Below are 12235 nucleotides of genomic sequence, written 5' to 3' on the forward strand. Positions count from 1 at the left end.
TATCTTTGCCATATTAGTTTTGATTATGCTTAAAGATACAAAATCTTTAGGACATAACAAAGCCTCGGCTTGGGAAAGTCGAGGCTTTGTCATAAAAAAAAGAGGGCATGCATTTTGACACACCCTCATGTTTAAATTCAAACTTGCCCATGTTTTTACATGGTTTATTTTAAGTCTGATTTTTTAGTATTTAAGTTGTTTTTATTATAAGGTATTAATGTCAGATTATTTCAATACCTTTCTGTTTGCAGAGTTCCAGACCTATGTCCTTCAGTTTGAATTTCTGTATCTTTCCGCTTCCTGTCAGAGGGAAACCGTCTACGAAGAAGATATATTTCGGTATCTTGTATCTTGCAATCTTGCCCTGGCAGAACTCGCGCACATCGAATTCGTTCATTTCGCATCCTTCATGCAGAATGATAAATGCACCTACTGCCTCGCCGTACTTCTTCGATGGTATTCCTGCTACCTGTACATCCTTTATACCCGGCATCTGGTAGAGGAATTCCTCTATTTCGCGCGGATAGATATTCTCTCCACCGCGGATTATCATGTCCTTGATACGTCCTGTTATACGGTAGTTGCCATCCTCGTCTTTCACTCCTAGGTCGCCAGAGTGGAGGAAACCATTCTTGTCTATAACTTCGGCTGTTGCCTGTGGATTCTTGTAGTAACCCTGCATAGTGTTGTAACCACGGTTACACATTTCTCCCTGAACCCCTACCGGACATTCTTCACCTGTTTCAGGGTCGAGAACTTTCACTTCTGTGAATTCGAAATCACGTCCTACGGTTGTACAGCGTACTTCGAACGGGTCATCTATGCGGGTATGTGTCATTCCCGGAGATGCTTCTGTCAAACCGTAAACACTGGTTACACGCATGAACATCTTTTCTTCAACCTGGCGCATCAGTTCCACTGGACAGAGCGAACCTGCCATGATACCGGTGCGCAGACTGCTTAGGTCGAACATCTCGAACATAGGGTGGTGGAGTTCGGCAATAAACATTGTCGGTACACCGTAGAGTGCCGTACAGCGTTCTTTATGCACAGATGCAAGTACGAGTAGGGGATCGAAACGTTCCAGCATTACCTGCGTACATCCGTGAGTTAGGCAGTTCATTGTGGCTAGCACTACACCGAAGCAGTGGAAGAGAGGTACACATACGCACAACTTATCGTCCGAAGTGAATTTCATGTGTTCGCCTGTGAGGAAACCGTTGTTGGCTATGTTGTAATGACTCAACATAACTCCCTTAGGGAAACCTGTTGTTCCAGAGGTGTATTGCATATTTACTGTGTCGTGACAGCTGACCTGTTTTTTTGTGTTCTCAAGAACTTCATCGTCTATGTTGTTTCCCAAAAGAAGTATTTCCGGAGTGTTGTACATTCCTCTGAATTTCTCCTGACCTATGTAGACTACGTTGCGCATACATGGGAAACGTTTGCTCTTCATGTGACCACGGCTGAAAGTCTTCAACTCAGGGAGCATATTATATGTCATCTGTACGAAGTCGCTGTCTTTTTCACCGTTTACGATACAGAGAGTATGCATATCAGAGTTTTGGCACAGATATTCCAGCTCGGCTTGCTTGTAGTTGGTATTTACAGTGACTGCCACTGCACCAATCTTGGCACATGCATACAGGAATGTCAGCCAGTCAGGCACATTTCCTGCCCAAATACCTACGTGGGTACCTTTTTCCACTCCGATGGCAAGCAGACCTTTCGCCATATTGTCCACACGCTTGTTGAACTGGCTCCATGTGAAGCGCAAGTTGCGGTCGGAGTAAACTATATATTCTTTGTCGGGGGTGACTTCGGCCCAATGTTCGAGCCAGTCGCCAAGTGTTCTTTCTGATAACTGTAACATGGTTTCCGGCTTTTATTAGATTGGTGTATAGATTACTGCAAGAATGCGTGCTGCCTGACCTTCGTAGGCATGAACATGGTGTGGAACGATAGAGTCGTAATATATAGTATCGCCTTCTTCAAGAATGTAAGTGTTCTTTCCGTAAGTGATTTCCACCATACCTTTCAACACCATAATGAATTCTTCTCCCTCGTGAGCCGACTGGTTGAACACGGTTTCCTTATTCTCGTCAATATCTATTATGAAAGGCTCCATGTGGCGGTCAGTCTTGCTGCGCGAAAGTGAGTGATAGTGCATGTGCTGGCGTGAGTCGGTAGCATTGTTTGAGAAACTGATAGTGTCGTCGGCTTCCCCTCTGCGGCATACCACCGGACCGGACTCGCTGTCCTGGTCGTCAAGAAATGTACCGAGACGTACACCGAGTGCACGTGCTATTTTGATAAGCGGAGCAAGCGACGGAATGTCGACATTTTCTTCAATACGTGTAATCTGATCTGTAGACAGGCCAGTGCTTTCTGCCAATTCTTCTATACTGATTTCTTTTATGCTTCTTAGCGATTTGATTTTCTCGCCGATGATATTAGTGTAATCCATGATGAAATAAGTTTTGATTTATATGTTTGTAAGCGCAAATATAATCAAAATTTTATAACACAATGGTTTTTTCTTACTTTTTGTAGCTATAATATGTTTAATAAGATTATTTTGGCAGCAAAAGTTTGCCGTTTTTCTGAAGTATGATTTCTTCTGCCAAAAGATATGACAAAACTTTTGTTACATTTTTTCTGTCATAACCCTCTAAATTTTCTATAAGTGCGGATGTTGTCATTTCATTTTCTTTAAGGGCTTCTTCAATGGCTCTTGATATATCGTCGAACACTCCCTGTTTGATGCCGGAAGAATGTGATGAAAGACATACGTCGCACTGTCCGCAGTTATGCTCGTTCTTTTCGCCGAAATATAATAACAGCATGCGGCTACGGCATTTGTCGTCGCACTCTGCATATTCAGTCATGGCCTCTATACGGTGTATGAAACTTTCTTTTCTGTCTTCGTATACTTCTTTTGAGAAAACAAGGCGGTTGGCTTCCTGTCTTTCGCGTGTATATATAATATAAGGAGTCTTCTTGCCCGGAATATAATGTAGTATGCGTCGGCGGGTAAGTGAAATCAGTGTGTCGTATACCTGCTGGCGTGTCATTCCTGTGCGCAGGGAGAGTGTTTCTTCGTTTATATAGGCATACTCGGTGAAAAGTCCTGTATATGAGCGTAGTATCACATTTATAAGTTTCTCTGTTTCCGGACTGGTTTCATGTATGCGGTATAGTTCCTCTTTTGTCAGTGTAAACATCAGGCGCGAATTGTTGTCCTGCTCGTCTGTGTATTCCAGATATCCCGCACGTGTAAGTATTTTCAGTGCGCTGTCCACCTGGATAGGAAAGTGCTTGAAGTTTCGGCAGAACTCGTCGATATTGAACTCTCTAGTACAGCCAAGCCCGTCGCCCATTGCCATCTGATAGTAATAGTTCAGATGTTCGTAAACTGTACGTATATATTCTTTATCCGGAAATGTATCTGTTATTCTTTTCTTTAGAGTGGCTTTGTCACTTTTGGCATATAGCAATACTGCATATGCTTTTTCACCGTCGCGTCCACCACGTCCTGCTTCCTGGAAATATGCTTCGGGAGAGTCGGGTATATCAATGTGCACCACTAGTCTTACATCCGGTTTGTCTATTCCCATACCGAATGCGTTGGTGGCAACCATTACACGTGTTTCGCCTTTCACCCACGATTTTTGGCGCTGATCCTTCGTGTCGTTATTGAGTCCGGCATGATAGAATGTAGCCGTTATGCCGTTTTCATTCAGCATTTGTGAGTATTCTTTCGTACGCTTGCGGTTGTGGGCATATACTATTGCTGAACCTTGTACATGCTTCAGAATGTGAAGAAGTTCTTCCTGCTTATTCTCTGTTTTACGGACAATATATGCAAGGTTCTTGCGTTCGAAACTCATGCGGAACACATTCTCTTCCTTGAAGGCAAGGCGTTGCTGAATGTCCTTCACCACTTCGGGAGTGGCTGTGGCTGTAAGTGCCAGAACAGGAATGTCCGGCAACAAGTTTCTTATTTCTGAAATCTTGAGATATGCGGGGCGGAAATCGTAGCCCCATTGTGATATGCAGTGCGATTCGTCAACAGTTATCATGCTGACTTTCATACTGCGGAGTTTGATTCGGAAAATTTCCGTGTCAAGTCTTTCAGGCGAGATATACAGAAATTTGTAATTACCGAAAATACAGTTTTCAAGTGCTATTATTATTTCTTCGCGGGTCATGCCGGAATAAATGGCAATGGCCTTGATACCGCGCTCGCGAAGGTTTCTCACCTGGTCTTTCATTAAGGCTATCAGTGGAGTTATGACAATGCACAATCCGTCTTTTGCCAGGGCAGGAACTTGGAATGTTATGGATTTTCCACCTCCTGTAGGCATTAGTCCAAGTGTGTCGCGTCCGCTTCCTATGCTTAGGATAATATCTTCCTGTATTCCGCGGAAGTTGTCATATCCCCAATAGTCCTTAAGTATTTTACGGTATTCCTCTATCATTTAAAATCCGCTTGGCTTAATGTCTTCTATCTGTAACTGAATGTCACCGCGCTTGTGTGAATTTTCCTCTATCGTGTAGCAGATGTTGAACGATTGCTTTGTCTTGATGTATCTCACTTGCGAGCTTTGCCCGAAAGCGATTCCATTCATAACGTTGTTCGATTTGTTGTCCACCAGCTCCATCTTGATATGCTCCTGTTCGCGTCCCACAACCTTACTTGTGCCATAGTCGTACACATTCAGTGTAGCAAACACCGGTTTGTGGTTTCCAGGCCCGAATGGGTTGAACTTTTTCAGGTCGAAAAAGAATTTCGGAGTGATATCCCGGAAGTCTAGTTGTGCGTCAATATCTATTGTTGCACTGGTCTGTTCCGGTAATATGTGATTTGTTACATATTCCTCGAAACGTCTTGTAAATTCTTCTACATTCTCCACTTTCATAGATAGTCCGGCAGCGTATGTGTGTCCGCCGAAGTTCTCCAGAAGGTCACGGCAATGCTCTATTGCACTGTAGACATCGAAACCGGAAACCGAACGTGCCGAACCTGTGGCAAGGCCCTCAGTACGGGTTAGTACCACTGCCGGGCGGTAGTAGATCTCAGTGAGTCGTGAAGCAACTATACCTATCACACCTTTGTGCCACTCCTCATTGTATATCACTATACTCCTTCTTTCCGAAAGGTTTTCAAGTGAATCTACAATCTTGTTTGCCTCTTCGGTCATACTCTTGTCCAGATCTTTGCGGAGTTCGTTGTATCCGTTGATAAGGTTCCCTTTTTCATGGGCTTGCTTGAAGTCTTTTTCTATCAGCAGGTCCACAGCCTCTTTACCCTTCTGGATTCTTCCGGAAGCATTTATTCTAGGCCCTATCTTGAACACGATGTCGCTCATGTTTATTTCCTTTTCGGTAAGTCCGCACACATCGATTATGGCTTTGAGTCCCATACATGGATTTGCATTAAGCTGTCTCAGTCCGTGGTATGCCAGAATTCTGTTTTCTCCCATTATAGGAACAATGTCCGAAGCTATACTTACGGCTACCAGATCAAGCAGAGGGGTCAGTTGGTGAAATTCGATACCGTTGTTCAATGCAAATGCCTGCATGAACTTGAATCCCACACCACATCCGGATAGATGTTCATATGGGTAGGTAGAATCTGCTCTTTTGGGATTGAGGATAGCGACAGCATCAGGCAGTACATCGTCCGGTACATGATGGTCGCAGATAATGAAGTCTATTCCTTTTTCTTTAGCATAAGCTATTTCCTCCACTGCCTTTATTCCGCAGTCCAGAACAATGACAAGTTTGACATCGGTTTCATAGGCATAGTCCACTCCCTTTATAGTCACTCCATATCCTTCGTTGTATCTGTCAGGAATATAATAGTCTATGTTTGAGTAGAATTGCTGCAGAAACTTATAAACCAGTGCCACGGCAGTAGTGCCGTCCACGTCATAGTCGCCATATATCAGGATACGTTCTTTCCTGCCCATTGCCTTGTTGAGCCTTTCCACAGCCGCTTCCATGTCGTTCATAAGGAACGGGTCGTGCAAGTCATGCAGTTGCGGTCGGAAAAACTTCTTTACCGCATCGGCCGTTTTTATGCCCCTCTGTTGCAATAAGTGGCAAAGAATGGGACTAATCCCTATTTCCTTGGCCAAAGCTCTGGCTTCTTCTCTTTGCTCTAGAGTAGGAGGTTGATAATTCCATTTGTATTTCATTTATATAGTTTTTTTCTTTTTCTTAAGTGGATGTTTTAGGAACTTTGTTCCCGAATTTGCCGGACTGTAAATTATCCGGTCAAGTTTCATTCTGTAAAGTTAGGAAAAAGAAAGAATAAAAAAGCCGGTTTAGTATAAAAATTAACTAAACCGGCATCATATTTATTTGTAATCAGTCTATATTACGATTATTTCAGGCCTAATTTTTGGGCAATCTTTGAAGGAATTGCATCCTTGTGCACAAGGATGTTCATAGTTTTGTAGGCAACGAATGCCTTAGATGCATACCATATACCTTTGTATTTACCTGCTTCACCCCAAGAATTTTTCACCATGAAGTATTCTTTTCCGTTCTGGTCCTTTGCCAAACCGTAGATAAGCATTCCGTGGTCGTCTGTAGTTTCCCAATTGTCAAAAGCTGTCTGACGCATTTCCTGTGTTACGGTAACTTCAGGAAGAGGTTTGCTTGTAAGTTCTTTGCGCTTGTCGGCTGCGCTAAGCCCCAACCAGTGTGCCATGTCTGAACCTGTAAGTTCTGCACCCTTAGATGCATCAGGGAATACAGCTATACCGTCGCGAGTGAATCCTTGTTCGCTTACGTCAGAGCCCCATGCGAATGTATATCCTTTTCTCACAGCGTTATCCATTACTTCCATCAGTTCTTCTATAGGTAGGTTGTAAGAAAGTGCGTTACGCCAGTTGTCCTGTACTTCTACGTTGAACTGAGTGTAGAAAGGATGGTGAGTATAAGAAGTCAATGAGATATAGTCGTCCATATTTAGTTTCAGAACTTCATCGGCAAATGTTCTCGGAGTGTATGTCTTGCCTTTATAAGTAAATTCTTTAGGACATTCGCCCAGATAAGTGTCATAGATAGAACGCAAACCTTCTTTCCATACTGGAGTAAGTTTTGAGAATTTACCTTTACCGATAGCTTGAACATATGCTTCAGCTACGGCGTCTAATTCGTTATGTACAGGTAGTGAATCGCCATACATGATACCCGGCATAGCATCCTGTGGAACAAGACCATGCTGTCTGTAGCAAGCTACTATATCTTCGAAACTACCACCAGGAGAGAATGAAGCATCCCCATGATAGCGTACGTAGTTAACGGCACGTTCTTCCATAGTGTGATGTACGATAAACATCTCTGAAAGGTCGAATTCTCCTTTACCTTGACGAAGCAATTCTGATTCAAAGAATGCTACAGATGAGAACGACCAGCAAGTGCTGGAACGGTTCTGGTTCTTGATAGATGTGATAGGATTTTCCTTGATAGTTGTAAACACAAAGCCTTCTTCGGCTTTTTTCTCCTCTTTCGCTTCCTGAGCGTTGATGCTGCTGAAACAAAGTCCAAGTGCAGCTAATGTGATAAATTTGTTCATGCTATTTTGAGTTTTTAAGTTTTAAGTTTTTTAGTTACATGTTGACGAGTTGACAAGTTGACAAGGTTCTCCATCCGGATGGAAACCTTGTCAACTTGTAACTGAAGCCTTGTTGCCTTTTTAATCCTTCATTATTTCTTCTACATCTTCTACCTTGATAGGAATACGTTTTTCTCCCGTAAATCTTGAGCCTTCAGGAGTAATTAGAATATCATCCTCCAGACGGATACCGCCAAAATCCTTATATTTCTCTATTACGTCGTAATTAAGGAAGTCAGTATGCATACCTTCAGCTCTCCATTTGTCTATCAGTGCCGGAATGAAGTAGCATCCAGGTTCATCGGTCATGACAAATCCCGGTTGCAGACGGCGTCCCATACGCAGAGAAGCCAGTCCGAACTGGTCGGATGGACGGACTTCATCGTCATATCCCACATAAATCTGTCCAAGGTCCTCCATATCGTGAACGTCGAGTCCCATCATGTGTCCTAATCCGTGAGGCATAAACAGGGCGTGTGCACCTGCTGCTACTGCTTCGTCTATATTACCTTTCATCAGTCCGAGGTCTTTGAGTCCCTGAGCCAGAACCTTGCATACATCTAAATGTACGGACTTGTATGTTATTCCAGGTTTAGCCAGCTCAAGAGCCTTCTGATGACAAGAATAAACTATATTGTAGATATCTTTCTGACGCTGGGTGAATTTTCCTCCCACAGGTACTGTACGGGTGTGGTCAGAGCAGTAGTTGTTTATGTTCTCGGCACCGGCATCTGTAAGCATAAGTCTGCCTTCCTGCAATATGTGGCTGTGGTCGTGATTATGGAGAGTCTGACCGTTCTGGGTAAGGATGGTAGCGAACGAAGTCATGCTGCCATGTGATGCGGCAATACCTTCCAAGATACCTGCGATGTATTGTTCTGATACTCCCGGTTTGCAGAGTCGCATGGCAGTGGTATGCATCTCGTAACCTATGTTGCAGGCCTTGTCTATTTCATCGATTTCGCATTGTTCCTTAACCGCTCTTAATGAAACAACGGCTTTAATCAGCTCCACCGAAGCATGAGTCTTTACCATTGATGCCTTAATGCCTGTCAGGTCTTCCAGGAGCATCATGTTGTCATAACGATATGGCGGAAGGAAATGAACCTTTCTTCTCTGCGAGAGAGCCTTACCGATTACATCTTTCAGTTTGTCAAACGGAAAACTCTTGCTTACACCAACTCTTTCAGCCAATTCTTTAATGCTTGGCTGAGGTCCCATCCAGATTATGTCGTCCATATCAACATCGTTGCCGAAGAAATACTCTTCGTTGTTGTCGATATCTATCACTCCGGCATAACCAGGGTGAGAATGTCCGAAAAAGTATAGGAATGAACTGTCCTGTCTGAACTTGTATGTATTGTCAGGGTAGTTTGCCGGAGCCTCGTTGTTTCCAAGGATTAGAATAAGTCCGTTGCTCATCCTTTCTCTTAAGGCCTGGCGTCTTTTTTGATATGTTAAGGTTTCAAACATAGCAGTAATATTATACAGAAGTTTATATATTGTGATATTTGAGTCGCAAAAGTAAGAAAAAAATGTCTTATTTTCTATTCGAGTGTCTTGAAAAAACATATATTTGCATTTGGCGTGTCTGTTTTAAAAGAAAAATGTTATGAAAGTAGATTTTAGTAAAATGGGCTTAGTGCTTGAAGGCGGTGGCATGCGTGGTGTCTTTACCTGTGGCGTGCTTGATTTTATGATGGATAATAATATAGAATTTCCTTACGGGGTAGGAGTGTCTGCCGGAGCGTGTAACGGACTTTCGTATATGTCGCATCAGCGAGGTCGTGCCAAATACAGCAACATAGACTTGCTTGAAAAGTATGACTATATAAGCTTCAAACATCTTTTTCATCAACGGAGTATTTTAGACCAGAAACTTCTGTATGAGCTGTTTCCCGAGGAAATCCTTCCGTATGATTACGATGCATATATGAAGAATCCAAACCGCTTTGAGATGGTGACAACCAACTGTGTGACGGGAAGAGCCTGCTATCTTGAGGAGAAGCATGACAAGGAACGCCTGTTGCGCATAGCCAAGGCATCAAGCAGTCTGCCGTATGTCTGTCCGATAGTGTATGTCGATGGTCGCCCTATGCTGGATGGAGGAATCATAGATTCCATCCCTGTAATGAGAGCGATAGAACAGGGGTATGACAAGAATGTTGTGGTTCTTACCCGAAACAGAGGCTACAGGAAAACAGAGAGGGATATTAAGGTGCCGTCATTCATTTATAGCCGGTATCCACGCTTGCGGGTCCTGCTGAGTAACCGTTGCCGGGTTTATAACGAACAACTGGAGATGATAGAAAAAATGGAGGATGAAGGCCGGATAATAGCAATCCGTCCGGAAAAGAAAGTCGTGGTAAACCGTATAGAGAAAGATATAAAGAAACTTACGGAACTTTACGAAGAAGGATATATCTGTGCCGAAAAGGTGCTGAAACCTTTGATGCAGGATTAGTATTATAATAGCATTCATTTCGTGTTCATTCCTTGTTCAGTGAACGTTCAGTGAACGTGAAATGAATGCCATGTGAACGCAAAATGAACTATTAAATGCCATTTAAATGATGTTTAAATAGTGCTTAAATGCTTAATAAATATATAATGTTGCTAACTTTTAAGATTTAATTAATGTGATGAGAAATATCTTGATGTTGATTTTGTTGTTAATCTCGGGGAAAATCTATTCTATTAATGCCGAATTGGAACATTTGTTGATGAAGCTTGATTCCGTTCTTGCCTGTAGCGATAAATATGTGGCGGAAAAGGAAGCCAAGATAGAAGAATTGCGTAAAAGGCAATCTTCAGCCTTGAAACCGGAAGAAAGGTTGTGGCTTAACAAGATGTTCTACGATGAGTACTATGTGTACAATGCCGATTCGGCAATGGTATATGTTAATGACAATATCAATATCTCGCGCGAATTAGGAAGAAAGGACTGGGAACAGGAATGGCTGTTGAATAAAGTGTTTCTTCTTTCTGCCACCGGACTGCTTGGCGATGCGGAGGATGAGATAAAGAGTATAGATATAAATAATCTGAATAAAGACCTGATGTTCCAGTATTATGATAGCAAGATATACTTATATTCTCATTTGGGGCAGTATGTTGGGGTTAATCAAGAATTGGCTTATTCTTATTATAAACGAGAAGCGGAGCTTAAATACGAAGCACAAAGATATATAAATACAGATCACTCTTCATATTATAGTTTCTACGCATCACTTTATAAAGACTATCCACGAGGTGTAGAAGGTGATAGTATAAAAATTCAACTTAAACGCATTGTAGATGAGTCCTCTTTGGCATCGCGTTCTGATGCAATAAATTCTTATTCATTATCTGTTATGTATAGAAATGAGGGTGATGAATATAATTATATGAAGTATTTAATATATTCTGCTATTGCAGATATTAAGATTTGCAATCGTGATATTGCTTCATTGGAAGAACTTTCTGACATATTATATAATCATAACGATATTGATAGGGGATATACATATATCGGGTATTGTTTGAAATCAGCTTTGCTGTATCCTAATAGAGTTAGAGTGGTAAATATATCATCAGTAATGGATAAGTTGCGTCATGCGTATCAAAAAAGAAACGCAGAACAGGAAAGTCAATTAAGAACATCTCTTTATACTGTAAGCATAATGTCGTTTGTTTTATTAGTGGCAATAATGTTTATATATTTTCAGTATAGAAAACTTGTGAAGTCACGAAAGAGCCTTGATGAAAGTAATCGCTTACTAAGTCAGCATTTAGATGAACTTTCGGAAGCACAGCAAATGTTGGCAGAGGTGAATAAAGAATTGAGTGAAGTTAATGAAAAGCTTAAAGTAAGCAACAATCAGTTGCAAGAATCCAACTATGTCAAAGAGGAATATATAGGTTATGTATTTTCTATATGTTCCAGTTATATCAGTAAACTTGATGAATACCGTAAAAATATTGGACGGAAACTTAAAGCCGGCCAGATAGACGATATAAAGTCACTTACTTCCAGTACCACTATTGTTCAAAGCGAATTGAAAGAATTTTATCATAGTTTTGATGCTATATTCCTTCATGTATACCCGGACTTTGTAGAAGACTTCAATGCTCTGCTGCGTCCTGAAGAAAGAGTAGTTTTAAAAGAAGGTGAATTGCTTAATACAGAACTTAGAATATATGCTTTGGTGAGGTTGGGTATAAGCGATAGTGTAAAAATAGCTGAGTTCCTCCATTGTTCTCCACAGACCGTTTACAACAATCGTCTGAAAACACGCAATAAGGCGATAATACCTAAGGAGGAGTTCGCTGAAAAAGTGCGTTCATTAGGAAAAATGCAGAAGTGAAGTACCATTATAGATTATAAAAAAGTTTACTTCTTAAGGATGCTATATTGTTGAAAATCAACAGTGTAGTATCCTTTTTAGTTTACTTCTTAGGTTTACTTGAAATTATATAATGTGATACAATATATTACCTTTGCAATCAGAGATTTTTGAATGTTTAGTGTTAACTTTAAAAAGTAAATTGTATAATGAAGACATGACATTATTGAATAGTTAATTTTAAAATGTGATATTAAGGGATATAAACCCCATTGTTAAT

At 41.5% G+C, this 12235-nt stretch carries 8 protein-coding genes; 2 read left to right on the plus strand and 6 right to left on the minus strand.

Features of this window, described 5'->3' with window-relative positions; translation table 11 throughout:
• Nucleotides 1-220: 220 nt before the first annotated feature.
• The 6 genes from I6E11_RS13240 to I6E11_RS13265 all read right to left on the minus strand — a co-directional run bounded on the left by I6E11_RS13240 (nucleotide 221) and on the right by I6E11_RS13265 (nucleotide 9103).
• Nucleotides 221-1873 carry an AMP-binding protein gene (locus I6E11_RS13240; RefSeq protein WP_235338630.1) on the minus strand — a complete coding sequence of 551 codons (1653 nt, stop codon included), beginning with the start codon at nucleotides 1871-1873 and terminating at the stop codon, nucleotides 221-223.
• 15 nt (nucleotides 1874-1888) lie between these two features.
• Nucleotides 1889-2467, minus strand: coding sequence for a helix-turn-helix domain-containing protein (locus I6E11_RS13245; protein WP_235338631.1), 579 nt, complete (start codon nucleotides 2465-2467; stop codon nucleotides 1889-1891).
• Between the two features lie 106 nt (nucleotides 2468-2573).
• Complete coding sequence (locus tag I6E11_RS13250) at nucleotides 2574-4481, minus strand: RecQ family ATP-dependent DNA helicase (RefSeq protein ID WP_235338632.1); 1908 nt, start codon at nucleotides 4479-4481, stop codon at nucleotides 2574-2576.
• The gene (gene recJ, locus I6E11_RS13255) at nucleotides 4482-6203 is read right to left on the minus strand and encodes a single-stranded-DNA-specific exonuclease RecJ (RefSeq protein WP_235338633.1); all 1722 of its coding nucleotides are present in this window, start codon (nucleotides 6201-6203) and stop codon (nucleotides 4482-4484) included.
• Between the two features lie 188 nt (nucleotides 6204-6391).
• Nucleotides 6392-7591, minus strand: coding sequence for a C1 family peptidase (locus I6E11_RS13260; RefSeq protein ID WP_235338634.1), 1200 nt, complete (start codon nucleotides 7589-7591; stop codon nucleotides 6392-6394).
• Between the two features lie 120 nt (nucleotides 7592-7711).
• A complete protein-coding gene (locus tag I6E11_RS13265) occupies nucleotides 7712-9103 on the minus strand; it encodes an aminopeptidase P family protein (RefSeq protein WP_235338635.1) in 1392 nt (463 codons plus the stop codon).
• 139 nt (nucleotides 9104-9242) lie between these two features.
• On the opposite strand from I6E11_RS13265, the gene I6E11_RS13270 reads away from it, so the two are divergent.
• Both I6E11_RS13270 and I6E11_RS13275 read left to right on the plus strand, forming a co-directional pair.
• Nucleotides 9243-10094: a patatin-like phospholipase family protein gene (locus I6E11_RS13270; protein WP_235338636.1), complete on the plus strand. Its 852-nt coding sequence runs from the start codon at nucleotides 9243-9245 to the stop codon at nucleotides 10092-10094.
• Between the two features lie 178 nt (nucleotides 10095-10272).
• Nucleotides 10273-11976 carry a SusR family glycan utilization regulator gene (locus tag I6E11_RS13275; RefSeq protein WP_235338637.1) on the plus strand — a complete coding sequence of 568 codons (1704 nt, stop codon included), beginning with the start codon at nucleotides 10273-10275 and terminating at the stop codon, nucleotides 11974-11976.
• Nucleotides 11977-12235 lie beyond the last annotated feature (259 nt).

Source organism: Bacteroides caecigallinarum (genome assembly GCF_021531075.1).
GTDB lineage: Bacteria > Bacteroidota > Bacteroidia > Bacteroidales > Bacteroidaceae > Phocaeicola > Phocaeicola caecigallinarum_B.

Coding starts and splice junctions, on each gene's coding strand:
- I6E11_RS13250 (WP_235338632.1), bottom strand. CDS start 4,481: ATGATAGAGGAATACCGTAAAATACTTAAGGACTATTGGGGATATGAC.
- I6E11_RS13260 (WP_235338634.1), bottom strand. CDS start 7,591: ATGAACAAATTTATCACATTAGCTGCACTTGGACTTTGTTTCAGCAGC.
- recJ (WP_235338633.1), bottom strand. CDS start 6,203: ATGAAATACAAATGGAATTATCAACCTCCTACTCTAGAGCAAAGAGAA.
- I6E11_RS13240 (WP_235338630.1), bottom strand. CDS start 1,873: ATGTTACAGTTATCAGAAAGAACACTTGGCGACTGGCTCGAACATTGG.
- I6E11_RS13275 (WP_235338637.1), top strand. CDS start 10,273: ATGAGAAATATCTTGATGTTGATTTTGTTGTTAATCTCGGGGAAAATC.
- I6E11_RS13265 (WP_235338635.1), bottom strand. CDS start 9,103: ATGTTTGAAACCTTAACATATCAAAAAAGACGCCAGGCCTTAAGAGAA.
- I6E11_RS13245 (WP_235338631.1), bottom strand. CDS start 2,467: ATGGATTACACTAATATCATCGGCGAGAAAATCAAATCGCTAAGAAGC.
- I6E11_RS13270 (WP_235338636.1), top strand. CDS start 9,243: ATGAAAGTAGATTTTAGTAAAATGGGCTTAGTGCTTGAAGGCGGTGGC.